The following is a 24663-nucleotide window of genomic DNA, read 5'->3' on the forward strand; positions in this document are numbered from 1 at the left end:
TCATTGACAGATACCTATTTTACTTTTAAACTGTAAATGAGAATATTTTTCATTATTAAAAGAGGCTCTGATGAACGGAATACTACAAGGTAATAAAATTAGAACAGCCGCATTAATCTTAGGTGTTTTTATATCTTTAATCGCGATGGTACTGAGTGTTGTTTTAGGTTACACAGACACTTCACTATCAATGGCAATTGAAGCATACACCGCTTTTAACGGCTCAAATGAACATTTAATCATTCACCTTTCCCGAGTTCCTCGCGCACTTGTCGGAATGGCAGTAGGAATTAGTTTAGGAATTGCGGGCGTACTTATGCAAGCCCTTACCCGCAATCCAATCGCATCACCTGATATTTTCGGGGTCAATGCCGGTGCAGGATTTTTCATTGTATTTGGTGTTACATTTTTAGGCATCACCTCTATTCAACAATTTATGTGGATTGGTTTTTTGGGAGCTGCAGTAGCTTCCAGTCTTGCATATGCTCTTGGCTCTGCAGGAAGAGGCGGTTTAACACCTGTTAAGCTGACTTTAGCAGGAGCGGTTATGGCAGCACTCTTTGCTTCCCTTACACAAGGAATGCTAGTTACAAACGAAAAAGCACTTGATGAAGTTTTGTTTTGGCTGGCAGGTTCTGTTGAAGGAAGAAAGCTTTCTATGCTTGCAGAAGTTATGCCTGCTCTCTTAATCGCTTGGATTGTTTCCATCCTCCTCTCGCGCCAGTTGAACGCTTTTGCACTGGGTGAAGATGTGGCAGTCAGCTTAGGTCAGAAGACTGTGATATTTAAATTCGCAGCAGCACTTATGGTTGTTTTGCTTGCTGGTGGTTCGGTTGCTATCGCCGGACCGATCAGCTTTATAGGAATAGTAGTTCCGCATTTTGCAAGATACCTAGTCGGCAGCGATCACCGATGGATCGTCCCATTTTCAGCACTAACAGGCGGAATTATGCTTGTTCTCGCTGACATTGGGGCACGTTTCATCATCATGCCGGAAGAAGCTCCTGTTGGAGTAGTTACCGCTTTACTCGGTACACCGTTCTTTATTTACATTGTTCGCAAAGGAATTTTTCATAGATGAGAAAGTATTGGGTAATACAGCGAAAATCATTTTCTTACTTAATTGATAAAAAAACAACATTAGCGATCTTAATTTTAGCCTTAGCAGCGTTCATTTCAATGCTTGTCAGTATAGGCGTTGGTGAACTGTACATCGCACCATTCGAAGTATTAACAGCATTATTTGGATCAGGTCTTGAAATGAATCAGCTGATCATCACGGAGTTCAGACTCCCGAGAGTATTGGTCGCCTTTATCGCGGGCGCGTCCCTTGCGCTATCAGGGGCTATCCTCCAAGGAGTAATCAGAAATCCCCTCGCTTCACCCGACATGATTGGTATTACAGGCGGAGCTGGATTTGCGGCAGTTGCCTTTCTAACCATGTTCAGTGACGATAGCAACAACTTGTTATTAAGTATTAATTATTTGCCTTTGTTTGCTTTTGCCGGGGCGACAATCGTTGCTTTTTTAATATACGGGTTAGCTTGGAAAGACGGTGTAACACCGATAAGACTCATATTGATCGGCATTGGGCTGATGGCTCTCTTTCAAGCATTAACAACCTTAATGATGCTTATGGGACCGATCTATCGGGCAAGCCAGGCAACGGTCTGGCTGACAGGAACGGTTTACGGTACTTCATGGAAAGAAGTAAAGGCGATGCTTCCCTGGTTTTTAGGAATGCTGCCGATTCTCATTTTTCTCGTAAGGCGATTAAACATTCAAGGATTTGGAGATGACCTTACAACTGGTGCAGGAATTTCGGTTCACCGTGAACGATTTATGCTTTTAATGGTATGTACAGCCTTAGCAGGATCTGCTGTCGCCTTTGCAGGAGCAATGGGATTTGTCGGATTGATCGGACCGCATATTGCCAGAAGAATCACGGGATCATCATTTGGAGGATTATTCCCTGCCTCAGCTTTAATCGGCGGAATTATGGTGGTGTTAGCGGACTTAGCTGGCAGAACTCTTTTCTCACCATTAGAAGTGCCGGCTGGTGTTTTCACAGCAGCAATTGGTGCACCGTACTTCATTTATCTTTTATTTAAAAACCAATAACAGGAGTGGATAACAGATGGCTGTATTAACAACCTCAAACCTTACGTTAGCTTATGGAAAAGAACCGATCATCGATGGATTAAACCTTCAGATTCCAAAGGGTAAGATCACAGTCTTTATCGGAAGCAACGGATGCGGTAAATCCACCCTGTTACGTTCTATGGCACGTCTATTAAATCCGAAATCAGGAAACGTACTATTAAACGGAAAAGACATTGCAAAGCGCTCCACAAAACAAGTAGCAAAAGAGCTTGCGATCCTCCCTCAGGGACCAGTGGCACCTGAAGGATTGACTGTTCTGCAGCTCGTGAAACAAGGTCGTTTTCCTTATCAGTCATGGCTTCACCAATGGTCTCCAGAAGATGAAAAAGCAGTAATGAATGCTTTAAGAGCAACAAACCTGCTTCCTTTTATGGAAACACCTGTAGACTCTCTTTCAGGCGGACAGCGCCAGCGTGCTTGGATTGCTATGACACTCGCACAAGGCACTGACACAATTCTGCTGGATGAGCCAACTACCTATTTGGATATGACACACCAAGTAGAAATTCTAGACCTTTTATTTGAGTTAAACGAAAAGGAAAAGCGCACAATAGTGATGGTTCTTCATGATTTGAACTTAGCTTGCAGGTATGCACACCATATTGTAGCGATTCAAGATAAATCAGTTTACGCACAAGGTGCACCAGAAGAAATCTTGACGGAACAGTTAGTTGAAGATGTCTTTCAGATGTCCAGTACCGTGATTCCGGATCCGGTATTCGGAACACCAATGTGTATCCCATACGGAAAGGGGCGAGTTGTACGACATGTCAATACTCCTCAGTACGCCTAAGTCTAACGGATGGACGGCAGATGAAAAAAAGCATATCAGTTCAAACTACCGATTTTCTTTTCAGGCACCATTCGAGAACGAAGCTGTAATTTCTGCAGGACAGTTATTGAGCGAAGACAATTTGCTGGATTTCTTGGATCAAACTGGACCGCGAATTGGCTCTAGTAAGCGTCCCGTTACAGCATCACTATTTTTTAAACGCTATGCTTACTGCAGTCTTACCTCTTCTCTGTACGGAATGACTATGTTAAATAAATCGTTTGACATGAATATTGAGAACGTATACTTAATCGATCATAACTCTGATGCCATGTGGCTTCCCTCATTCACATTAAAAGATGCTTCTGCACAGCTCTCCTCACAATCAAGAGAAGACTGGCGCTCAAGTGTGATTGAAACTCTTTTTAAAGAAAATATTTCAGTGATGCTTAACCACGTGGCAAAATCTGCACGTATCTCTAAAGCAACACTTTGGGAAAATGCTTGGATATACATACGCTGGATTTATGAAACATGGCTTAGTGAGGATCATTCGGATGAAATGAAACAGCGCATTCAAGAGGACTATGCATTTTTCATGGATGCAGAAGCTTATCATTTTGGATTAACAAAGAATCCATTTCACCGATTTATGGCTCCTTTAGGCTGTGGACCAACGAAAATCCGGAAAACGTGCTGCCTTTATTACAAAACTGAAAACGGGACTTGCTGTTCAACTTGTCCTAAGAGATAAAACCAGGATGAAAGATATCCTGGTTTTTTGTTTTTTCTTAATTAATTCCGGGTACTTTAGTAAAGAAAAGATGATTGGAGGCGTTTGATGATGATGTGGTTATTTCTATTTTTAGCAGCCTGTGCAGGTGTTGCTGTTTTCTTTTTGATTCCAGGGTTCAAAGCAATAAAGGAATCCATGACTACGGTTCAACAAATGAAAAGTACAGGAGATAGTATCACTGCCCGTATGAACGATGTAAAAACACAGCAGCAGCTTCTGCAGGAGAAAAAGGATTATCTTCGTTATGATCTTTATCAGAAAAAGAACAGCTTTTTGGCAGTAAAAGAAGGATTTGCTGAAGTAAAAGATACCATTCACAAAATAAAAAACTAGAGGATCGTGACAGTATTGCGTATTCATACATTTGTGCTGGCAGCCATAGAAACCCCACAGGACGAAGTAATTGACTCGTTGGTTCAAGAAAAACTCTCGGATTATGAGTTTAATAAAAAAGACTTATTTACCGCCTACTCCCTTTCTTCCGGGGAAAGATTATTTAAAGATCAGAACGATCAATGGTATGCTGCAGCTTATACTGTAAAAGATTCTTTGCATAACGTTAAATATGGGAGACAAACATTCCGCCCACCGTATAAGAAGATTCCTGATGAAGAGCTTTCGTTCGTAGAGATATTGGAAAAGAATGATTGGGTACCCATGAATGCTCATTATGATAAAGCATTGTGCCATGTAATTGTAGAAGTTGATAAACTCGAGGAAATCCCTTTAGAGGTGCAGTCCCGTTTAGCCCATGCGGATGGAGATGATGACCCTCAAGTAGCTCATTCACTGCATTTTATTGAATCTAAACTTGATGGCAAGCGCTCTCGTTTTATCTCTGGCTGGGAATCTCACTCTTTTGCTACGATTACAGAGAGCAGGGATTTTGCTGATGATATTTTAATGCCCATTTCATCTTGGCTGTATTTATTATATTTTTCTTATTTTCTCGATCACAATGGTACCATTCCTTCCGATCAGATGATGCCGCGTCTCCTCGGAAACTTATGGGCTTCAACCATGAAAGAACTGCCATACAACAAAGAACTTATACAAATTCAACCACTTTCTTAAATTAGCAAAAAGCCCTCCAACTCAAAGATTGGAGGGCTTTATCTTTTATTCAACTACAAGCGTTGAAACCATATCTGCATGTCCGTTTCCGCATGGAATGCTGCAGCGAAGTGTATATTCACCTGGCTTTAAGTTAACAACATCAGATGATCCACCTGCGATGTTTACATCTTCACCTTCAATCATAAGGGCATGATTCCCGTCAACGTTTTCTAGTTTTAGAGCAACATCTTTATTCGCAGGAATTTTATATTCTTTTTGATCAAACTCAAAGTTCTTAGCTTCGATCGTTACAGTTTCTTCTGCTTTTTTAGAACCTTCTTCTTTATCTTTACCTCCACCGCAAGCTGCCAAGATACCGATAGCTAGTATTGCGATTGCCGCAAGCCACAATGATTTTTTCAACATCTGAACTGCCTCCTTGATTCTTTCTAATGTAATTATAACCCTATTTTAGTGCATCTAGTATGGAGAATCTGTGACAGATGTCACAAAGAAAAAAGCCCGGTGATAATCACCAGACTACTTTTCTATCTTTTTATATTCTTCATGAATTTCCTTCGACGTCTGGTCTATCTGCTCTCCCCAGTGGTCGTTTACTTTTGTGAATATGACTTTCCCTTTTTTATCGACTAATGCATAGCCGCGTTTTGCTACGCCTTCACCTTTCATATCCAGATGGTTGATCAGTTTAAATTCAGGATCGGACAAAAACGGGAAAGGCGGCTGCATTTCTTGGTGAAGTGCTGACAAATGTTCAACCGTATCAGAACTCACTGCATACATGTTAACATCCATATCTTCAAACTTATTTACATTCTCTTTCAGCTGAACCAGCTGAGCTTGACAGAGTCCTCAGCCAGCTGTTGTAAATAAGAAAATTAATGACGGTTTGTCTGAAGGAAAAACGGCTACCGGTTCACCGTTCTGATTTTCCAGTTTCGCTTCTTTCAGCTTAGAGTCATTCCCGCAGCCTGCCGCTGCCAGTGTTAAAATTACTGCCAAACAGATCACAACTAATTTATGTATCTTTTTCAAGGCAATCTCCTTTCTTGAATACCGCCACTTTTTTCATATAATGTGATATTCTATAATTTCTTCAATCTATCTTTTATTATAATAGATACAGATAACTCATATACAATAAATCGGCTTATTAAAGGATGATACATATGAAATTTAGCTTTAAAGTTTGGCTGATCCTCTCTTCAATTCTCTTGATTCTCGCAGGATGCAGCCTTTTGCAATCGTCTGAAAAAAATAGAATTCCCGTTCAAGTTCTAGACGTAGTGGATGGTGACACGATAAAAGTAGAGGTTGATGGCAAAAGTGAAACCGTTCGATTTTTACTAGTGGACACCCCAGAGAGTGTCCATCCAAATAAACCCGTTCAGCCTTTCAGTAAAGAAGCGAGCAAACATACTGAGGAAATGCTGAGTGGATCGGATGTTGAACTCGAGCTAGGAATCGGTGAACGTGACAAGTATGGACGACTTTTAGCATACGTGTATGCAGATGGAGAAAGTGTTCAGAAATCACTGCTTGAAAAAGGATTAGCTCGAGTTGCATATGTTTTTGAGCCAAACACAAAATATGTGGATGACTACGAGAAGATTCAAAAGCAAGCTCAGCAAGAAGGGATTGGCATTTGGAGTTTAGAGGACTATTCACAGGAGGATGGTTATATTTCTGAAGAAACATCTAAAGAAGCAGATGATCCCATTGAGGAGGCTGCTGACTCAAAATGTACGATTAAAGGAAATATTAATTCTTCAGGAGAAAAAATCTATCATGTTGAAAGCGGAAGATATTATAAAATTACTAAACCAGAAGAATGGTTCTGCACCGAGCAAGAAGCAATAGATGCTGGATTTCGGAAGTCTCAGCAATAATAGTAAAACCGCTGTCAGGCGTAGTACCTGACAGCGGTTTTTGTTTTTAGCAGCATTCATCCTGCCCGACCATTATTAATCCAGAACCTTGCTGAGAATCTTCAAAATCAAGTTTTAATGCAGTTGTCTGATCTTTAATTCTCTGGTCAAAGGCAACACGAATTCCGTTAATTTCTTCTATAACATCTGAGTTTTCCGGCTCATCCAGAGCCAGGCCAAGCTTTGGACCTCCTCAGCCCATACCTGCGAAATAAACTCGGATTCCGTTTGCGTTATTCATTTCAAGCACTTCTTCAATATACTTTTTTGCGCTTAATGTAATTTCCACAACCATCACCTCTTCATGTGTAGTATATCGTATTTTTGCCTAAATCGTGAAGAAAATGCTTGTCCTAAGCGGGAATTTCATTCAAATAATCAGGAAAAGCCGCTCTCATTAGTGGAAGTTCCTAATGTGAAGCGGCAGTGTTCTTTTTTATGAGTCTTCGTGTAGATTTATGAGCCTTGGTCGCGAATGTCCGCCCCAAACAAACAAAATAAGCTAAAGTGTATTTGACTAGGGTCTGTCCCCGGGACTGTCCCCCCTCAGCTGTTTGAGCACCTGCTCGATGTCGCCGCTGTTAAAACCGCAGTTCCGCATCGCTTCCGAGACTTTTGCTGTCATATTTGATCTTTCATTATGAGCTTTAATCCGCAACAAAAGTTCGTTTACTTTTGCTGCATTATAGGTTTCATGATAATTTTTAATAAAAGTATCCATATCCCTTCCCTCCTTTAGAAATTTTTTCGCAGTAGGGATATATATGATTTGGACGAATTTGCTTAGAATATGTCCTTTAAACAAAATAAAACCCGCTTTTATTAAGCGGGCTCATTCAATATCATATTCTTATTTCTTTTTCACTTTATACAAGATAAACAGGAAGATGATCACGACTGCTGCGATCATAATTCCTCTTGTGTATGGGGCAGCGATTGTTTTGATGTCTTCCCAGTTGCTTCCAAGTCTGCTTCCTAATTCGATAAAAAAGATCGACCATGGAATAACGGCAAGTGTTGTAAATAAGGTGAACTTCGCAAATGACATTTTTGCAATGCCGGCTGGAATACTGATCGCATGTCTTACAACCGGAATAAATCGAGCAAAGAAGATAACACCAGTACCATATTTATTGAACCATTTTTCTGAAAGGTCAATTTGCTTTTTAGAGATTAGAATATACCTACCGTACTTTTCTAAAAATGGCCGTCCTCCATAATAGCCCATCCAATATAAGAACAGCTGTGCCAGTGTTCCGCCAATTGTTCCGGCAATAACAGCCAAGGTGAAATTCAGATGTCCTTTGGCAACCATGTACCCGCCGTAAGACAGAACAAGTTCACTCGGAATGACCTCAATCATTAATCCAAGTGCAATTCCTAAATGACCTAAACTCATAATCCATTCAAGCAGTGAAATCACTAATTCCTTCATTGTATCTCCTTAACCTCTACTTATATTTTTGCTGCTGCCAAAAAGCCTGTCCAAGCAGCTATCAATCCTAATGTGTATGTCAGAACTAAATAAAGAAGAACTTTTCTTTTATCTTTTTTATAAAGGGTAACAATCTCAAACTGAAGTGTCGAGAATGTCGTGAGAGCTCCTAGAAAACCGGCTGCGTACAGTGAATCTAGTATGTCCCGCCCTTCATTTGTAACATACCAGCCTAACAAGAACGATCCGAAAATATTAACATAAAACGTTCCCCAAGGAAATTCTCTATTTAATCGCTGACTCACAAAGTATCGAGCGAGTGCTCCTGCTGCACCACCGGCAGCAACAGCAATAGAGCTTAAAATCATTGTTCAGCACCTTCTTTCCTTAGAAGTACTGAACCGTATTTCATCCCAAGCAGCACCGCTCCAATACCCATTGCAGCACTAATCAAGAAATACTGGATAGCTACCGAATAAAGTCCATGATCTATAAGCAGAACAATCTCTGCATTAAAGGTTGAAAATGTAGTAAAAGATCCTAAAAATCCGGTTTGGATCCCTAAGACGAGTGTTTTATTTTTTACCAGCTGAGATCCGTGAACAATGAACCATCCTAGAATAAAACTGCCGATGAGATTTATCATCAAGGTGGGGAATGGAAATTGCGCATGGGGCTGATAAAGAAGAATACCGATCCAAAACCGGAGAACAGCTCCAATCATACCACCGGCTGCTATAGCTGCGATTTTCACCCTATAAAATTCCTCCTGTATGTACAAAAAGATTAAGACACATGCCTTAATCTTTTGTCAGTTCTTTTTTCCAAATTAAATTTGAACAATACTTGATGATATCTCTTCTTCTTATGATACCGATGAAATGACCATCATCATCGGTAACAGGAATAAAGTTCTGGTCAGTAGACAAAGTAATAAGGTCTTCCATATTTGAGTTGATTGATACAGATATGTTATTTATACGCTGCGGCACATCAGTTAACTTTGTCTTTAAAACTTCATCATAACCTTTTTCGAATGCTTCCCTAAGCTTCCATAGAAGATCGCCTTCAGTCAGCGTTCCAATATAGCGTCCTTCTTCTGATACAAGCGGCACTGAAGTATACTTGTGATAAGATAACTTCTCTAATGCCTGCCTCATAGTTGCTTCAGGGTTCAAGTACTTCACTTCATCTTTCGGCAACAAATAAAAAGCAATATTCATGTTGGTACGCGCTCTCCTTTTTAAGCATGATTCACGCTTATTTAAACGCTTTTTCTAACACCTACTTCATTATATCAAAAAGGAACTTGGTCTGCTTTATTAAACCATTGTCTTATTTTAAATTCTTCTCTTACATTCAACGGATTCTTTGTGCAAGGCTTTTAAAAAGGCTTTTTTTGTAAAACATTGATGCTTTTGTAAGAGGTTAATTTCTGTTACAGAACTCGCTTTCCTTAGGGTGTGCAGTGAGCCATCTCGTCGCCTCGCGACATTGAGTGGTCTCACCTGTCCCACTCATCCTGAAGGAGTCTCGGCCTTTCGCTTCTATTAACTATTCAATGAAGAATTTAGACAAAATCTCTCAAGAGAAGAAATCCTTTAAAAATAAATTTGCAAATAGATTCTTAATTTTTTTTGCAAATCGTAATGATTCCGTTTATAATAATAAAGGATTGTTTGAAAGGAGAGAAAAACCGATGAAAAGACTTGGCTTGATAGGCATGATTTTTGTTTTGATTGCAACAGCCGCTTGCGGGAACAAAAGTGCCGATAAAAATGATGGAACATTAAATATATATACAACGATGTATCCTTTAGAATATTTTACAGAAAGAATTGGCGGAAAGCATGTTGAGGTTTCGTCCATTATACCACCAGGAGCAGATGCACATACGTATGAGCCCTCGACTAAGAAAATGGTAGAGATCACAGAAGGCGATGCGTTTGTTTACAACAAGATGGAATCCGATGAGTTCTCTTCTTCAGTTGCGGATACGTTAAAAGAAGAAAATGTGCCAATTGTAGATGCAGCTAAGGATGTTGAACTTGCACACATGGAAGAGCATGAAGAAGAAGGTGCACATGATGAAGATGAAGAATCTCACGGGGAAGAAGAGCATCACGAACATGGCACACAGGACCCTCATATTTGGCTAGACCCGGTTCTCGCTCAAAAAATGGCGGAAAATATCTATATAGGTCTAGTGAAAATCAAACCTGACGCAAAAGATGATTTCAAAAAGAATCATGATGCATTGATTAAGGATTTAAAAGAATTGGATGCCTCATTTAAGAGTAAAGTTGAAGAAGCTCCTAAGAACTCTTTTATCGTATCTCACGCAGCTTATGGATATTGGGCTGAGCGTTATCATTTAGAGCAGATTGCGATCAGCGGACTTTCACCATCTCATGAACCGAGTCAGCATCAGATCGAAAAAATCATTCAAAGCGCTAAGAAAGACCAGATCCGTTATATCTTATTCGAAGAAAATGTTAATAACAAAGTGGCTGAGATGATCAATAAAGAAGTCGGAGCCAAAACATTGACGCTGCACAATCTAGAAACACTAACCAAAGATGATATAAAGAAAGACCGTGATTATCTATCCATCATGAAAGAAAATATTAATACACTATCAAAAGCGCTTCAATAATTAGCAAAACGCCCGGGAATCATTTCCCAGGCGTTTTTTATATCGCATCAAGCATTTTAAATTGGGATACTACGAGGTGATAGTAGACTCCTTCATCATCCATGAGTGTGTTATGATTCCCTTGCTCAATGATTTCTCCATGATCCAAGACAACGATGTTATCCGCTTCCCTGATTGTGGAAAGTCTGTGCGCGATTATGATTGCTGTTCTTCCATTCAGCAAAGTCTTTAGAGCCGTTTGGATTTTTTGTTCAGATTCTGTATCAATACTTGCAGTCGCTTCATCCAGAATTAGAATATCAGGGTCAGCGAGTAAAGCACGTGCAAAGGAAAGCAGCTGCCTCTCTCCTACTGATAAAACATTCCCTCGCTCTTCAACCTCGGTTTCATAACCATTCGAAAGTTTTTCGATAAAGGCATGTGCACCTACCGCTTTTGAAGCGTTCTGGACTTCTTCATCTGTCGCACCAGGTCTGCCGAACCGGATATTTTCCATGATCGTTCCTGAGAAGATGAAAGTATCTTGAAGAACAACACTTACCTTTTCACGCAGACTTCCCAAACTTGCATCTTTCAGGTTCACCCCATCGATCAAGACATCACCTGATGTAGGATCGTAGAACCTGCTCACAAGGTTTGCGATCGTGGTTTTTCCAGAGCCTGTATGACCCACAAGAGCTACTGTCTGGCCAGCACCAATGGTTAGGTCGATTCCTTTTAATGCTTTTCGTTTATCATCATAAGAGAATTCAACATTTTTGAACTCAATTTCTCCATTAATTCTTGAAAACTGGAAAGCACCTTTTTTCTCGTGAACATTAGGCTGTTCATCTAAGAATTCAAAGATTCGTTCAGATGATGCCATCCCTACTAAAAGCTGATTATACACTTGACCTAAACGAGAGATCGGCTCCCAGAACATGCCTAAATAGAAGGCAAAAGTAACAAAAACACCAATTTCCAGAGCTTCACCTTGGATCAGGTATGCTCCAAACCATAATAATATCGCTGTACCAATCGCGTTAGACATTTCTACAAATGGACGGAACAAGGCATTCTGCTGTGTTGCCGTTTTCCAGCTGTCGTATGTCTCATTATTTACGCCGTTAAAAAAGCTCATGTTTTCTTTTTCTTGCGTGTAAGACTTTGTAACTCTTATGCCCTGAATACTTTCGTTCAAGTGGGAGTTCAGCTTTGCCTGCTTAATGCGGACAACCTGCCACGAACGTCTTATTTTCTTTCTTAGGCTTGTAGAAATGAAGAACATTAGCGGTAAAATCACCATTATTGCCAAAGTCAGCTCTGGACTGTAAACAAACATGATCACGATGATTCCAAACAGCATGATTACATCCATAAGCACGTTAATAACACCGTTTGTAAATAAATCTTGCAGGGAGTTAACATCGTTAATGATACGCACGAGTATCGATCCTGCTGACCGCTGATCGAAGAAACGATGAGACAGACGCTGAATATGTTTGAAAAGATGCTGTCGAATATCATAGATCACATATTGGCCCAAATAATTCATCCATCGTATCCGGAGTGTATTTGCTCCCCATGAAACGAGATATAGAGCCGATATAGCAATAATTAATGTAATAAGAAGTGAAGTATCCTTGTTCTTAATCGCATGATCAAACGTCAGCACACCGATGAATACAGGAACAGCAAGTCTGACAGCAGTGGTGACCATCATCGCTATAAACGCTTTAGGAAGCAGGTTCTTGCTGTATGGTTTCATATAGCCGAACAGCCTGATGATCTGACTCCAGTTAAACGGTTTGTCGATCACCTGTTCAGAGGAATAACGGAAACGGGCTGATTTTTTTCTCTTATCCATTTCTACACCCCCTGCCCGTTGTTTTGAAACACTTTATTTCTGTCTTGATATTGGATGTCATAGATTCTGCGATAGTTGCCTGATTCTTTCTGGATAAGTTCATCATGAGTTCCTCGCTCTACGACTGCCCCTTCATGAAGAACTAATATTTCGTCAGCATGTTTTAAAGATGAAATTCGATGAGCAATAATAAAAGTCGTACGATCATCCATGACCTCTTTTAAAGCACGCTGAATCTTAAACTCAGTTTCCATATCAACCGCACTTGTTGCATCATCTAAAATGAGGATAGCAGGGTCGATAAGGATAGCTCTTGCGATGGAAATCCTCTGCTTTTGTCCTCCAGAAAGACCAAGTCCTCTCTCCCCAAGGATCGTATCATAACCATCTGGCAGTTCCATGATAAAATCGTGAGCCTGTGCTCGTTTGGCAGCATCCACAATCTCATCCATATCAGCGTCAGGATTACCGTAGGAAATATTGTCCCTGATCGTCGATGAAAAGAGGAATGACTCCTGAAGGACAGTTCCGATATTTTTTCTTAACGTATTAAGCGAGTATTTTTCTAAAGGCTTCCCATCGATTAAAATTCTTCCAGACTCCGGCTTATAAAATCTGGATAAAAGCTGGGTGATGGACGTCTTACCAGAGCCAGTCGCACCGATCAGTCCTATCGTGTGACCTTGTTTTACCGTAAAAGAAATATCTTTTAAAGCATCCTTTTTTTCATTTTTATAACGATGAGTTACATTTTCAAACGCAACTTCTCCATCCAGTCGAACCATGGCTGTATCACGGTCTTCACCTTCTAACTCAAGAGGTTCATCTAATACTTCAAGCAGACGCTCCCCAGAAGCTTTTGACTGTGAGAACGTATTCATGATAAACCCGAGATTCATAATAGGACCCATGATGTACCATACAAGACTGAAGAAAGCCACAAGTTCTCCAGCAGTAAGTTCACCGTTGATAACCAGATAACCGCCATACGCGAGCAAAAGAACAACTGACAGGTTCCCGATCAGCTCCATGATCGGAAAATATCTCGCCCAAATATGTGATGTGTTCAGAAACTGAGATTTGTAGTCTTCATTCGACGTATCGAATTTATTAATCTCAAAATCTTCTCTCGATAATGACTTAACCGTGTTGATTCCACTTATGTTTTCCTGAACCTTTGTGTTAAGGTTAGCCATTGATTTTCGTATTCCCCTGAATGCGGGATGTACTTCTTTATCAAACTTGTAAACAACGATTGCGAGGAACGGCATCATGCAAAGTGTGATGATTGCCAGCGGGATCGAATAGAAGAACATAACGGAAAGACTGAATGCTATGATTAGAACGAAATTGATAAGCTGTGAAAATCCAAATGAAAGGAAGAACCGAAAACCCTCTACATCTGCAGTTAACCGGGACATGAGATCTCCCGTCTTAGCGTTATCATAATAACTGAAAGGCAAAAATTGAAGCTTCTCATACAGAGATTCTCGGAGCTGGAAAACGGAGCTGATGCCAAACAAATCTCCAAAATATTGATGACAATATGTAGCTGCTCCTTTTATTCCCATTAGTACGATAAAACCGATTGCCACATAAGGAACGTATGAGTATTCACCTTTTATAATGATTTCATCGATGGTAAACTGCAGAACCATCGGATACACAACCGTAATGGCCGAGACGAGAATCAAAGTCAGGATCGACCAGTAAAAGTATTTTTTATAAGGCCAATAAAAGTCTTTTAGTCTTTTAAACGTATCCAAATCTTCACCTTCCCCCTTCTGAAAAATAAAAGACAATATACATCATATACCAGAATAGTTAGAAAAAACTATACATTTGCTCGAGTTTTTTAAAAAAGTGTATTTGTTAACAATAAACTTTGTTAATTAATTTCAATCTTTTAACCTATACAAAAAAGCCCCGAATTATTCGAGGCTTTTTGCTTATCTTTTTCTTCTGAAAGCAAAGAAAGAAACGATCGCAATTACAATAACTAATCCAATCGTCAATGGCCCAAAATAGCTTGGATTTCCAGGCTGTTCTTTCTTATCTTGTTCTGGCAAGATTTGTTCTGTATTATCCTGATTTTCTTCTGGTTCTTCTTTTGGCTGAGCCTGTTCCGGCCGATCTACCGAGAACGAATAGTTCCCCTCGATCACATGACCATCTGCTCCAATTATTTTGTATTCGACTTTATAATTACCGTTTTCAAGCCGATTGTTCATTTTCCCTGTCATTTGATTGTCTTCAATACTAATCTGGAGCGGAATTTCTTCTTTGTCATTTTTTAATTTCATGGTGCTTAACGATTCAATTTTAGTTGAAAACGTTAAAACCACTGCTTCAAGATCTGTGGTAACCTTCTCCCCTTTTGCTGGCGTCGCAGACTCAAGATCTGAGTGAGCAAATACGGATAAAGGCAGATTAAATGCAATCACAAATAAAAAAAGAAAGGTTAAGACCGTTTTTTTCATAATTGGCTCCCTGTAAAAAAATTTTCTTTCTATCTACATTTAAACAAAGATGGAATACCCTCACAAGTATTCAGTCTTTACAAATCGTTGACATTTTCAGTGATAAACATACATTTTATGCCTATTTTGCTGTATTCTCCGCTCCTGCCCACTTCGAAAATAAAAACAGGCATAGAATGTATGGAATTAACAATTGCAAGAATTAAAGGAGGAAAAATCGATGGGTTTTGCTCATGGCAATTCTTTTGCGTTGGTAGTAGTGTTGTTTATTCTATTGATTATTGTAGGGGCAGCTTGCTTCTGCTAATAGCAAACAGGAAAAAAGCCGGATTCGTCCGGCTTTTTTTTGACTCTTTTTAAAGGGTTGTTGCTTTTGGCTTTTTCTATTCTCATCATTTGCAAGTTGATTGGAGCGCAAGGTGCGAGACTCCTGCGGGATCAGCGGGACAGGTGAGACCATTCAATGTCGCAAAGCAACGAGTGGGCTCACCGCACGCCCCGAGGAAAGCGAGCATCCTGGAGTGGAAATCAACTACTTTCAAAAGCAACAATGTATACGAAAACAGCTTTTTGTCTAAATAAAAAGGAAAACTCAGCATTATTGTGCTGAGCCTTCTGCTTCTTCTTTTTCTTTTTCCATATTTCCGTTCACGGTAGCCGCGTTTTCACCGTATTCTTTCTTTAGTTCCCAATAAGCCTCTAACGCACGCTGACCGATAAATTTATTAATTCGCTGGTTACCGTTACGCGGTGTGCCCTCAGGAACCACGACTGCGAATGCAATCTCAGGGTTCTCAAATGGAGCGTATCCAACTAGTGTTAAGTTATGTTTTTCTGTCAGCTGTCCTGTTTGAGGGTGTTTGATAATGCGCTGGGCTGTTCCTGTTTTCCCTGCAGGGTTATGATACTTTTCAACATCATCAAAATAACTTTTTGCCGTCCCGCCTGGCGCATGCATTACTTGCCAGAATCCTTGCTGCACGCGTTTGATATATTTTTCATCAACATCGAGTTTGTTCAGGATGACAGGTTCAAATCGTTTCAGTAATTTTCCTTCTTTATCTTCATCTGTAGCAGGTTCACGTATTTCTCTAACTAGCTGAGGTTTTACACGATATCCGCCATTTGCAATCGTTGATACATATTGTACGAGTTGCATCGTTGTATATGTATCGAACTGTCCGATTCCTAAGTCAAAAAGGGTACCCATTTCACCTTCTGGCGGTTTTCCTTCATATCCGGTTGCTTCATTTGGAAAGTCAATTCCCGTCTTGACTCCTAATCCGAACTGATTATACATATAGCGTGCTTCTGCATACGTATCAGTATAATGTTCAGGGCCGATCATCCTGTCCATGATATTGAACATATATACGTTCGAAGACATTCTTAAGGCATCTAAATCATTGATCGTTCCCATGTTCTTCCAAGATGATTTATTCATACCATATTTTGTGTAAGGCGTATCGTAAATTCGTTCTCCCATACTGACCAGACCTTTTTGCAAGCCTGATAATACGGTTGCTCCCTTTACGGTCGAGCCCATTTCATAGGAATTAAACAATGCACCGTATTCATCGTTGATGAATTTACCATTTTCGTATCTTTTACCAGCTATACCCTTAACTTCTCCGGTCTTCGGATTAATCATAACGATATAGGCCGACTTAAGTAACTCATTGCCTGGCAATGGTTTAGCTTTTAAGATTTCTTCTTCTAAAATACGCTCTAATCTAAATTGAAGTTCCATGTCCAACGTCAGAACGATATCTTTTCCACGCTGACCAGCGATTGATTTCGGTTCTCCAATCGTTTGCCCCGTTTTAGGGTTTGTTAGATAAACAGACTTCTCCTTCATCCCTCTAAGTACTTGTTCATACTGAACTTCAAGACCACTGACTCCTACTTGGTCGCTCCTGTCATAGCCGAGACTCGAGAAATACTCCATTTTGCCTTTAGGAATTTGTTTTACCGCACCAAATATCGCTGATTCCCCATAAGGATATATTCGTTTTGAGTCAGCCATGATATCGATACCTGGCAGATCCCCAAGGTTCTCTGATATGATGGAAACCTCTTCGTTCGTTAAATTTGTTTTAATTCTTTGAGCTGAGTATGCATAGCCTGAATCCATTGCACGTTTATATGCTAGAACTTTTAAATCTTCTGCTGAAAGATTCTCGATTTCTTCCTCAGTAATCTTATCAACAAGCGCTTTGTATTGCTCTTTGTCATCTAATTTCTTCTCTTTCTTGCTCAGCCGTTCTTCCATTAATTCTTTAATATCATGTTGTGCGATAAAGTAATCTTTTTTATCGCGTTCTGTTATCTTTTTCTCCTGCTCTTTCGTTACATCTAGTCTTTTAGCGAGCCACTTTGCGATACGCATCGTGTCATCGGCTTTTGTATCTACTGTCTTCGTATATGTGAGAGAAAAAAATGGTTTGTTTCCTACCACTTCACGAAAGTTGCTGTCGAGCAGCTTGCCGCGCGGGGCTTCTTTTCTAGCAATAACTTCTTCTACAGCCTCAGACTCCAATCGTTTTTCTTCTCCGTTCACGATCTGGAGTACACCAAGCCTGAGAATAAGAATGGAAAATAGAAAAAACACGATTAAAAACAAGACATTTAAACGAAAGGGTACTTGCGTTTTTTTCTTCTTTCTTTCCGGATCCGCTTTCGTTACCATCATTCCGCTCCTTTTGGAAATTTTCCCGTTAATTTTACAATTATATTACAAAAGCATCTATGTATAGATTACTAGATGTTGAACAAAATTCCAACATATTCATGAAAAAAACCTTATCTTTTTTTGATAAGGTTTTGGCGTGCTTTATTTAGCTAAAATCATAAATTTTTCCGTTGGGCCAGGTTTACCGAAATAGTAGCCTTGTGCAAGCTGTACTCCATAATGACGAGCAATGTCTGCCTCTTCTTTTCTCTCGATACCTTCTGCTAAAACGATCGCCCCTATTTCATTTGCCACCTGCACAATTTGTCTGATCATCTGTTGTTTTTCTATATCTTCGTCACAGAACGAAACGATTTTCCGGTCAATCTTTACATAATCCGGACGCAGTTCCTTTAATACAGATAGTGTCGAGTGTCCTGCTCCTAAATCATCAAGAGCCACTTTCATCCCCTGTTCCTGATAAGCAGCAAGAATATTTTTCAAATGATCGATATCTGCAATCTCTTCAGTCTCTACTACTTCAAACACCAGATCCTGTGGATCGACTCCTGCTTCAGTAGCTGCTTTAAAAGTCGTCGCCAAACAATGTTTTGGATCATAGATAGATGACGGCAAGAAATTGATGAATCTTTTTACACCAGGAGGTACGGCATCTGCACTATTTTGGATAGAAGCTATACGTGCTTTTCCGTCTAAGAGAGCTTGAAGACCTGATCGTTCTGCCATCTGAAAAAGTTCATAAGGTTTGAAGTCAGTACCATCTGCCAAAGGACGGAGAAGAAATTCGTATCCGTAAATCTCATTGGATGCTAAATGAATGATCGGCTGAGAATATGTCGTAAATAATTGCTGCTGAATCACTTGATGAAGCTCAGGTTGTGCAATTCTTTCATAAAGATGACCAAGTGGTATCCAGGATTTGAATGGATTTGATTCAACTGACGCATTTTCTATTGAACAAAAGAAAGAATGTAATGCCTGCTTGTTAAACTCTGTCTTCATGCCTTCAAGAAGAGTTTGCAAGCTTGGAAGATTTTTATAGTCTGCAGACACCATTTCTGGGTTTACGCTAGCGTTACATTCATGTGATTCTAAAAATTGCTGCAAACTTTGTAAAAGTACAGGATGATCCGTCCGGATGTGAAATGTACCTTCACTAGGAAATACACCTGCTGGACGACACTGCGAACAAGACATAAAAAAACCTCCAAAAAAAGAATTGCAAACTTTTGTAAAATTTGCTATTTTATAATTCTGCGCTCTAAAATGACAACTTTATAAAGGGGGACTTATGGTTTACTGGATTCTTATACAAAAAAGCTTTATGACGAATTTGCAATATAAGGTTGCCCATCTCATCAACAATGCGGCCAGTGCAATCTTTGGCTTTGTTTTCATTGCAATCTGGGCTGGTGTTTTGCAAGGAAAAGAACAAAGCAGTCCCTATGATGTAATGGACATGACATACTACATAGCTGCTTCACAATGCATTCTTTGGCTTTCCGGATTTTTAACAGCTGGACTTAATATTCAAAACGGTGTCCGAAACGGAGCTATCTCATTTGAACTTGCCAGACCATCAAACTTTTTTCTGTACGTTACCTCACAAGAAGCCGGCCGGCTCGTTTATAATTTCTTCTTTCGTTCGGTTCCGATCGGACTCGTGTTTGCATTAACCGTTGGCTTTTATGTACCTCAACATTTTTCAAGCTATCTATTCATATGTATTTCAGTACTTCTTGCTATTATTATATCTATTAATTTACACTATCTGGTAGGAATTAGTGCTTGCTGGACAACGGAAGTCGCCTGGGCACATTTCGTAAACTTCACCCTATTGGCTGGCCTTGGCGGACAGATGGTACCTATCGATTTTCTACCGGCACCTTTGTCGACTTTGACACAGTACTTGCCTTTTGCAGGTGCCATCTATTATCCAGTCATGGTTTTCCTTGAAAAAGCATCCAATGATGTCATCTGGATTCAGCTTTTCTGGGCTTTAGTATTAACTTTGCTAAATCTATGGATTACAGAAAGAGCACGCCAAAAATTAGAGATTCAAGGAGGTTAAGCTATGAATCTTTATTTGAAGCTGTTATCAGGAAGTTTGCGTTCCCGTATGCAATATAAAATGAATTTTCTCGTATCCTCGCTTTCCTATGGATTGATCATGGCCGTTGATTTCGTTCTGCTCGCTGCGATCCTGCAGCGTTTTAATGATGTGAAAGGCTGGAATCTTTATGAAGTAGGTTTGCTTTATGGCATTTCTTCAGTAGCCATAACACTTTATAGAGTGTTTGGTGTAGAGATTCATAATTTTGAAAGATATATGGTAGAAGGAGAGTTTGATAGTCTCCTCATTCGCCCAGTCTCTCCACTTTCACTGCTCTTAACTAAGAACCTTGACCTCTCACGAATCGGAGGGACCGCTCAAGGTGTTATCATTCTTGTTATTTCTATTATCGGACTCAGCCTGGATAGTTTTGATATGTTTCTGTTGCTGCTGTACTTGCCTATTTCTATTGCATCAGGTGTCGTGATCTGTTTTTCCCTTGGACTTCTGACAGCAACTTTTGCATTCTGGACGCAAAGAATAAAGGATTTTCAGACATTCACACTTTATGCACCCTTTAACGCAGCAAACTATCCGATGAATATCTATCCCGGGTGGTTAAAGATTATTTTCTTCACCGTTATTCCAGTCGGGTTTATGAACTACACGCCTATCCTATTCTTATTAGATAAAGGCGGCAGCATATGGAACCTGGCATGGCCGCCAGCAGTTGCTCTCGGTTTTTTATTCTTATCGCTGCGCTTCTGGCATTTCGGAATTCGGCACTACCACAGTACAGGCAGTTAAGGAGGAACTTATGATAGTTGCAGATCAATTAAACAAGCACTTTAAAATCTATGAAACGAAAAAAGGATTCATCGGCTCATTTACTTCCCTTCTATCTACCAAACATCATGTTGTAAAAGCTGTAAACGATATATCTTTTAACATTGGAGAAGGCGAATTTGTCGGCTACATCGGACCGAACGGTGCAGGGAAATCAACAACGATTAAAATGCTTTCTGGTATCCTGCATCCAACTGGCGGAAGCATCGAGGTAGCTGGACTTAGCCCTCAAAAAAGAAGAAAAGAAGTGGCAAAAAAGATTGGAATCGTATTCGGTCAGCGGACTCAGCTATGGTGGGATCTCCCGCTAAGGGATTCTTTTGATATTTTAAAAGAAATGTACAAAGTACCTGATGCAAAATATCATGCTTTTTTAAAGCTGTATGACGATATGCTTCAGATCGGACAGTTTATGAACACACCTGTGCGAAAGCTTTCACTGGGACAACGCATGCGGGGAGATCTTGCTGCGGCTATGATTCATGACCCAGATGTTTTATTTTTGGATGAACCTACAATCGGTCTCGATGTAAATGCAAAAACAAGCATCCGGTCTTTCTTAAAAGAACTAAACGGAAAGGAAAAGAAAACCATCCTTTTAACAACACATGATATGGATGATATCGAACAGCTCTGCAGCCGGGTAATTGTGATCAATCATGGACAGATTGTACTTGATGGTTCTATTACAGATTTAAGGCATAATATCGGGTTGCCAAGTGTGATAGAAGTGCAATACAGGGAAAAGCCTCAGCATTTACCGGCTGAATTTGACGGTATCGAAAAGATGCGCTGGGAAGATGACAAACTTATACTCATGTATGACCGGTCTGTCCTTTCTTCACCTTCTTTGCTTCAAGTGGTTTCAAAGTGGGGCGAACCAGTTGATATTCAGATGAAAGAACCGGATATAGAAGAAGTGATACAGAAAATATATTAAGAATAGCAAAAGCTGGCTGCAAGGTTCTGTGAGAAACCCCGCATTCCAGCTTTCTTTAATCACTCTTTATAAAATTATTACATCTGAATATTTTGCAACCTTGCTTCATTGACAAGTTGATTGAAGTGCAAGGTGCGTGCCTACCACTTGAGAAGCTTCTCGTTAGGCATGCGACGAGGAAGCTCGCATCGCTAGCTATAACTTGTAGACGCAGGAGCAAAGATATATCTTTGAAGTTGGACAGGTGAGACTCCTACCGGCGCATGGCGCAGAGGGGGCTCACCGCACGCCCCGTGGAAAGCGAGCATCCTGGAACGGAAATCAACCACTATCATGAGCACTAATTGTTTAACCAGTTTCTTAAGTTGTCCAGCTGATCGATTGCGTCTTTTCTGCCATGTTCATAAAGAACTCCGAGCCTTTTCGGATCACGCTCTATCCGCTTTACCTTCATCTTTTCTAAAGGTCGCAGTACGAACAGGTTTCCTTTTTTCTCTTCTTCTTCAATATAATCCAGTGTGGCGTTGTATTTGATGTACCGTCCTCGCAAACTTTCATCCAAACCTGTGTATTCTGGATAGAACCGCTTAGTCACCCACGTCATTTTAGGCTTTTTCTTTCGGTAGCCATGATTTTGAGTAAGAACGACGACACCTTTTCTAACTCCATCTTTCATCGCTTTATGAACAGGGATCGGATCAGCGATGCCGCCATCCATCATATGTTTGCCTTCGAGCTCAACCATAGGCGCAATGAAAGGAATGGAAGAGGATGCTCTTAGTACCATGGAGATGTCCATTTTACTGTAGTCTTCTCTGTTCAAGTAAACTGGTTCACCTGTTCTGCAGTCCGTAACGACGACCACAAATCTTTCTTGTGATTTTTTGAACGCTTCATAATCAAATGGAACAAGACGGTTGGGAAGCTCATTGAAAATAAAATCCATACCGAACAGACCTTTTTTCTTAAACAGCCAGTTCTTATAAGAAATATACTCAGGGTGCGAGCTATACTCCAGGTTCACCGTACGGTTTCTTCCATGTTGTCTTGATAAATAGGACACTGCATTACAAGCTCCTGCTGAAGCCCCGATCACATATGGAAAATAAAGATCGTTTTCCATAAATACATCGAGAACACCGGCTGTATAAACACCGCGCATTCCCCCGCCTTCAAGAATTAATCCGGAGTTTTCCAAAACCCTTCACCACCTATTGTTAACTTACTTTATTATTTGTGCTTTCAATTATAGAAAAAATCCGCCTGTAAAATCCAGTGATAAGTCTAAATATAAAAAGCCGTCTCCAAAGTTAGAGACAGCTGCTGCATGAGTTATTGAAAATAGGTTGCTAGTCCGTTCGTAATACCTGAAGCTGCCTTAGATTGAAAGGAGTCCGTTCTAACTGTCATTTCGTCGAAAGAATTTGAAAGAAATCCTAACTCAACTAGTACAGATGGCTGTTTATTTTCGCGCAATACATGGAAGTTTCCAAATCTGACACTCCCGCCCGGAAGTCCTGTACCTGCTTTAAGAAGTCCAGAATGAACGGAATCTGCTAGTTTGATGTCTTTTTGACCGTAATAGAATGTTATAAGTCCTGATGCTCTTGTATCCAGTGCTGAATTATAATGGAGACTTATAAAAGCGTCTGCGAAATGATAATGACTGATCTCAACGCGTTTGTTAAGTGAGATATAATTGCTGTCGCTGCGTGTAAGAATAACTACAGCACCTGCTTTACTCAGTTCTGTTGCTAAGAGTCTTGCACTCATGAGGGTAAGTTCGGATTCGTGCGTTCCATGAACTTTCCCAAGAGCACCTGGATCATGCCCGCCATGACCTGGATCGATAACGATGCGTTTTCCTTTTAATCCGCTCGTTGAAGGTTTAGGAGCTGTAGTTCCTGAATTGCTGTTAGGTGAAGACGACTTCTGCTGAACGGCTACGAGCCAGCCTGCTATCCATGCGGTATTGCCGTTAGGAAGTTTTAGCTGTACCCAATCATTTTTTGATTGAATATAAGCATACTCATCTCCTTGATTGGCTTTTCCAACAATGAGATAAGCTGTCGATGGACCTTGGCGAATGTTTACTCCATCAGTCATTACCACTACTTTTTTAAGCACAGAAGCAGGTGGTGCAGAAGGTGGTTTTGCTTCTGGTTTAGGTGCTGCAGTCACTGGAGAGCTCCCGCTTTGTACAGAAATATATTTAGAGGATACCCATCCTTTTTTTCCATCTGAAGTTTGAACAGAAGACCATCCGTTTGATTCAGATAAAATTTGAACCGCTGTCCCATACTTTAATGAACCAATGATAGGTGCATTTAAGTTTCCAGAAGATCGGAAATTTAAATAAGTTGCTGTTACCGTCCCCCATTTTCCATTTTTACTATTGCTAGTGTTTCCAGAATTATTATTGATCGGTTTTTGGGCAGCTGGAGGCTGTGAAGTTTGCTCCAAGAGATAAGCACTGCTTACCCAGCCGGATACCTTTCCATATGTAATCGATGACCATTTGCCATCTTGCTTTAGAATCGTTACGACTGTCCCGTTCTTAAGTGATCCTACAACAGCATGCTGAAGGCTAGGCCCTTTTCTAACATTTAGTGATGTAGCTGTCACCTTAGCTTGTTTAACTGCAGGTTTCTCTGTATTTGTCGGCTGGGCTGCTGGTGCGGAACCCTTTTTCGGCTTCAAAAATTCTGCGCTCACCCATGCTTTTTTGCCATTGAAGTTTATGTTTGCCCATCCCTTTTCCGTTTTCAGTACAATTACAGTGTCGCCGTTTTTCAATGACCCTATCTTTTTGGCTGAAAGAGCTGGCTCTGAACGAACGTTTAAGCTCGTAGCATTTACAGTCGCCGTACTCTCGGCAGATGCTGATATAGCCGGAATCATTGAAAGTATGAGGATGGTACACAAAATCAAGTTAACCAGTTTACCGTTTGCTTTCACCTGTTTCAACTCCTATATGGA

At 40.3% G+C, this 24663-nt stretch carries 27 protein-coding genes and 1 pseudogene; 12 read left to right on the forward strand and 16 right to left on the reverse strand.

Annotated features, from left to right (window positions below; genetic code table 11):
- Positions 1-70: 70 nt before the first annotated feature.
- From UN64_RS09140 to UN64_RS09165, 6 genes are all read left to right on the forward strand, one after another.
- Positions 71-1081, forward strand: coding sequence for a FecCD family ABC transporter permease (locus UN64_RS09140; RefSeq protein WP_077361923.1), 1011 nt, complete (start codon positions 71-73; stop codon positions 1079-1081).
- Complete coding sequence (locus UN64_RS09145) at positions 1078-2121, forward strand: FecCD family ABC transporter permease (RefSeq protein ID WP_077361926.1); 1044 nt, start codon at positions 1078-1080, stop codon at positions 2119-2121. Before UN64_RS09140 ends, UN64_RS09145 begins: the two co-directional genes overlap by 4 nt.
- Positions 2122-2137: 16 nt before the next feature.
- A complete protein-coding gene (locus UN64_RS09150) occupies positions 2138-2956 on the forward strand; it encodes an ABC transporter ATP-binding protein (RefSeq protein ID WP_077361928.1) in 819 nt (272 codons plus the stop codon).
- Positions 2931-3689: an IucA/IucC family C-terminal-domain containing protein gene (locus tag UN64_RS09155; RefSeq protein ID WP_077361930.1), complete on the forward strand. Its 759-nt coding sequence runs from the start codon at positions 2931-2933 to the stop codon at positions 3687-3689. Before UN64_RS09150 ends, UN64_RS09155 begins: the two co-directional genes overlap by 26 nt.
- An 87-nt stretch (positions 3690-3776) precedes the next feature.
- Positions 3777-4064, forward strand: coding sequence for a hypothetical protein (locus UN64_RS09160; protein ID WP_077361931.1), 288 nt, complete (start codon positions 3777-3779; stop codon positions 4062-4064).
- Positions 4065-4079: 15 nt separating this feature from the next.
- Positions 4080-4805, forward strand: a complete 726-nt coding sequence (locus UN64_RS09165) for a hypothetical protein (protein ID WP_139343071.1) — start codon at positions 4080-4082, stop codon at positions 4803-4805.
- A gap of 45 nt (positions 4806-4850) precedes the next feature.
- Here the strand turns inward: UN64_RS09165 and UN64_RS09170 are convergent, their stop codons facing one another.
- The 3 genes and pseudogenes from UN64_RS09170 to UN64_RS09180 form a co-directional block, all read right to left on the reverse strand.
- Positions 4851-5213, reverse strand: coding sequence for a cupredoxin domain-containing protein (locus UN64_RS09170; RefSeq protein ID WP_077361935.1), 363 nt, complete (start codon positions 5211-5213; stop codon positions 4851-4853).
- A 114-nt stretch (positions 5214-5327) separates the two neighbouring features.
- Positions 5328-5645: pseudogene (locus UN64_RS09175) on the reverse strand (redoxin domain-containing protein); the annotation flags it as partial.
- A gap of 15 nt (positions 5646-5660) precedes the next feature.
- Positions 5661-5843: a hypothetical protein gene (locus UN64_RS09180; RefSeq protein ID WP_077361939.1), complete on the reverse strand. Its 183-nt coding sequence runs from the start codon at positions 5841-5843 to the stop codon at positions 5661-5663.
- A 134-nt stretch (positions 5844-5977) separates the two neighbouring features.
- On the opposite strand from UN64_RS09180, the gene UN64_RS09185 reads away from it, so the two are divergent.
- Entirely contained in the window at positions 5978-6697 is a 720-nt protein-coding gene (locus tag UN64_RS09185) for a thermonuclease family protein (protein WP_077361941.1), read from the forward strand.
- A 46-nt stretch (positions 6698-6743) separates the two neighbouring features.
- On the opposite strand, the gene UN64_RS21490 is transcribed toward UN64_RS09185, so the two are convergent.
- From UN64_RS21490 to UN64_RS09210, 6 genes are all read right to left on the reverse strand, one after another.
- Entirely contained in the window at positions 6744-7025 is a 282-nt protein-coding gene (locus tag UN64_RS21490) for a HesB-like (seleno)protein (protein WP_369073178.1), read from the reverse strand.
- A 228-nt stretch (positions 7026-7253) separates the two neighbouring features.
- Positions 7254-7457, reverse strand: coding sequence for a hypothetical protein (locus UN64_RS09190; RefSeq protein WP_077361943.1), 204 nt, complete (start codon positions 7455-7457; stop codon positions 7254-7256).
- 129 nt (positions 7458-7586) lie between these two features.
- Entirely contained in the window at positions 7587-8171 is a 585-nt protein-coding gene (uptA, locus tag UN64_RS09195) for an undecaprenyl phosphate transporter UptA (protein ID WP_077361945.1), read from the reverse strand.
- 20 nt (positions 8172-8191) lie between these two features.
- Entirely contained in the window at positions 8192-8539 is a 348-nt protein-coding gene (locus UN64_RS09200; protein WP_077361947.1) for a fluoride efflux transporter FluC, read from the reverse strand.
- A complete protein-coding gene (gene crcB / locus UN64_RS09205) occupies positions 8536-8925 on the reverse strand; it encodes a fluoride efflux transporter CrcB (RefSeq protein ID WP_077361949.1) in 390 nt (129 codons plus the stop codon). The genes UN64_RS09200 and crcB overlap by 4 nt, the downstream gene beginning before the upstream one ends.
- Positions 8926-8971: 46 nt before the next feature.
- Complete coding sequence (locus UN64_RS09210; protein WP_077361951.1) at positions 8972-9394, reverse strand: CBS domain-containing protein; 423 nt, start codon at positions 9392-9394, stop codon at positions 8972-8974.
- Positions 9395-9870: 476 nt separating this feature from the next.
- On the opposite strand from UN64_RS09210, the gene UN64_RS09215 reads away from it, so the two are divergent.
- A complete protein-coding gene (locus UN64_RS09215) occupies positions 9871-10827 on the forward strand; it encodes a metal ABC transporter solute-binding protein, Zn/Mn family (protein WP_077363687.1) in 957 nt (318 codons plus the stop codon).
- A 37-nt stretch (positions 10828-10864) separates the two neighbouring features.
- On the opposite strand, the gene UN64_RS09220 is transcribed toward UN64_RS09215, so the two are convergent.
- The 3 genes from UN64_RS09220 to UN64_RS09230 form a co-directional block, all read right to left on the reverse strand.
- Complete coding sequence (locus UN64_RS09220; protein ID WP_077361953.1) at positions 10865-12673, reverse strand: ABC transporter ATP-binding protein; 1809 nt, start codon at positions 12671-12673, stop codon at positions 10865-10867.
- A gap of 2 nt (positions 12674-12675) precedes the next feature.
- Positions 12676-14439: an ABC transporter ATP-binding protein gene (locus UN64_RS09225; RefSeq protein WP_077361955.1), complete on the reverse strand. Its 1764-nt coding sequence runs from the start codon at positions 14437-14439 to the stop codon at positions 12676-12678.
- A gap of 183 nt (positions 14440-14622) precedes the next feature.
- A complete protein-coding gene (locus UN64_RS09230) occupies positions 14623-15153 on the reverse strand; it encodes a copper resistance CopC family protein (protein ID WP_077361957.1) in 531 nt (176 codons plus the stop codon).
- A 220-nt stretch (positions 15154-15373) separates the two neighbouring features.
- Here UN64_RS09230 and UN64_RS09235 point away from each other — a divergent pair, with 220 nt between their 5' ends.
- Positions 15374-15460, forward strand: coding sequence for a YjcZ family sporulation protein (locus UN64_RS09235; protein WP_077361959.1), 87 nt, complete (start codon positions 15374-15376; stop codon positions 15458-15460).
- Positions 15461-15751: 291 nt separating this feature from the next.
- Here UN64_RS09235 and UN64_RS09245 read toward each other — a convergent pair whose 3' ends face one another.
- Complete coding sequence (locus UN64_RS09245; protein ID WP_171978846.1) at positions 15752-17842, reverse strand: peptidoglycan D,D-transpeptidase FtsI family protein; 2091 nt, start codon at positions 17840-17842, stop codon at positions 15752-15754.
- Positions 17843-17986: 144 nt separating this feature from the next.
- Positions 17987-19042 carry an EAL domain-containing protein gene (locus UN64_RS09250; protein ID WP_077361965.1) on the reverse strand — a complete coding sequence of 352 codons (1056 nt, stop codon included), beginning with the start codon at positions 19040-19042 and terminating at the stop codon, positions 17987-17989.
- Between the two features lie 94 nt (positions 19043-19136).
- Here UN64_RS09250 and UN64_RS09255 point away from each other — a divergent pair, with 94 nt between their 5' ends.
- The 3 genes from UN64_RS09255 to UN64_RS09265 are packed head-to-tail and all read left to right on the forward strand — an operon-like array spanning position 19137 to position 21684.
- On the forward strand, positions 19137-19916 hold the full coding sequence (locus UN64_RS09255; RefSeq protein ID WP_077361967.1) for an ABC transporter permease: 780 nt from the start codon (positions 19137-19139) through the stop codon (positions 19914-19916).
- 3 nt (positions 19917-19919) lie between these two features.
- A complete protein-coding gene (locus tag UN64_RS09260; protein WP_245801993.1) occupies positions 19920-20705 on the forward strand; it encodes an ABC transporter permease in 786 nt (261 codons plus the stop codon).
- A 10-nt stretch (positions 20706-20715) separates the two neighbouring features.
- On the forward strand, positions 20716-21684 hold the full coding sequence (locus UN64_RS09265; protein WP_077361969.1) for an ABC transporter ATP-binding protein: 969 nt from the start codon (positions 20716-20718) through the stop codon (positions 21682-21684).
- Positions 21685-22024: 340 nt separating this feature from the next.
- Here the strand turns inward: UN64_RS09265 and UN64_RS09270 are convergent, their stop codons facing one another.
- Positions 22025-22882, reverse strand: coding sequence for a patatin-like phospholipase family protein (locus UN64_RS09270; protein ID WP_077361971.1), 858 nt, complete (start codon positions 22880-22882; stop codon positions 22025-22027).
- Positions 22883-23016: 134 nt separating this feature from the next.
- Entirely contained in the window at positions 23017-24642 is a 1626-nt protein-coding gene (locus tag UN64_RS09275; protein ID WP_077361973.1) for an N-acetylmuramoyl-L-alanine amidase family protein, read from the reverse strand.
- Between the last annotated feature and the right edge of the window lie 21 nt (positions 24643-24663).

Source organism: Fictibacillus arsenicus (assembly GCF_001999465.1).
Taxonomy (GTDB): domain Bacteria; phylum Bacillota; class Bacilli; order Bacillales; family Fictibacillaceae; genus Fictibacillus; species Fictibacillus arsenicus.

What these genes read in the sequence shown, in the direction of transcription:
- UN64_RS09140 (WP_077361923.1), top strand. Translation starts at nt 71, where the DNA reads ATGAACGGAATACTACAAGGTAATAAAATTAGAACAGCCGCATTAATC.
- UN64_RS09145 (WP_077361926.1), top strand. Translation starts at nt 1,078, where the DNA reads ATGAGAAAGTATTGGGTAATACAGCGAAAATCATTTTCTTACTTAATT.
- UN64_RS09150 (WP_077361928.1), top strand. Translation starts at nt 2,138, where the DNA reads ATGGCTGTATTAACAACCTCAAACCTTACGTTAGCTTATGGAAAAGAA.
- UN64_RS09155 (WP_077361930.1), top strand. Translation starts at nt 2,931, where the DNA reads ATGTCAATACTCCTCAGTACGCCTAAGTCTAACGGATGGACGGCAGAT.
- UN64_RS09160 (WP_077361931.1), top strand. Translation starts at nt 3,777, where the DNA reads ATGATGATGTGGTTATTTCTATTTTTAGCAGCCTGTGCAGGTGTTGCT.
- UN64_RS09170 (WP_077361935.1), bottom strand. Translation starts at nt 5,213, where the DNA reads ATGTTGAAAAAATCATTGTGGCTTGCGGCAATCGCAATACTAGCTATC.
- UN64_RS09185 (WP_077361941.1), top strand. Translation starts at nt 5,978, where the DNA reads ATGAAATTTAGCTTTAAAGTTTGGCTGATCCTCTCTTCAATTCTCTTG.
- UN64_RS09190 (WP_077361943.1), bottom strand. Translation starts at nt 7,457, where the DNA reads ATGGATACTTTTATTAAAAATTATCATGAAACCTATAATGCAGCAAAA.
- uptA (WP_077361945.1), bottom strand. Translation starts at nt 8,171, where the DNA reads ATGAAGGAATTAGTGATTTCACTGCTTGAATGGATTATGAGTTTAGGT.
- UN64_RS09200 (WP_077361947.1), bottom strand. Translation starts at nt 8,539, where the DNA reads ATGATTTTAAGCTCTATTGCTGTTGCTGCCGGTGGTGCAGCAGGAGCA.
- UN64_RS09210 (WP_077361951.1), bottom strand. Translation starts at nt 9,394, where the DNA reads ATGAATATTGCTTTTTATTTGTTGCCGAAAGATGAAGTGAAGTACTTG.
- UN64_RS09215 (WP_077363687.1), top strand. Translation starts at nt 9,871, where the DNA reads ATGAAAAGACTTGGCTTGATAGGCATGATTTTTGTTTTGATTGCAACA.
- UN64_RS09220 (WP_077361953.1), bottom strand. Translation starts at nt 12,673, where the DNA reads ATGGATAAGAGAAAAAAATCAGCCCGTTTCCGTTATTCCTCTGAACAG.
- UN64_RS09230 (WP_077361957.1), bottom strand. Translation starts at nt 15,153, where the DNA reads ATGAAAAAAACGGTCTTAACCTTTCTTTTTTTATTTGTGATTGCATTT.
- UN64_RS09235 (WP_077361959.1), top strand. Translation starts at nt 15,374, where the DNA reads ATGGGTTTTGCTCATGGCAATTCTTTTGCGTTGGTAGTAGTGTTGTTT.
- UN64_RS09245 (WP_171978846.1), bottom strand. Translation starts at nt 17,842, where the DNA reads ATGGTAACGAAAGCGGATCCGGAAAGAAAGAAGAAAAAAACGCAAGTA.
- UN64_RS09250 (WP_077361965.1), bottom strand. Translation starts at nt 19,042, where the DNA reads ATGTCTTGTTCGCAGTGTCGTCCAGCAGGTGTATTTCCTAGTGAAGGT.
- UN64_RS09255 (WP_077361967.1), top strand. Translation starts at nt 19,137, where the DNA reads ATGGTTTACTGGATTCTTATACAAAAAAGCTTTATGACGAATTTGCAA.
- UN64_RS09260 (WP_245801993.1), top strand. Translation starts at nt 19,920, where the DNA reads ATGAATCTTTATTTGAAGCTGTTATCAGGAAGTTTGCGTTCCCGTATG.
- UN64_RS09265 (WP_077361969.1), top strand. Translation starts at nt 20,716, where the DNA reads ATGATAGTTGCAGATCAATTAAACAAGCACTTTAAAATCTATGAAACG.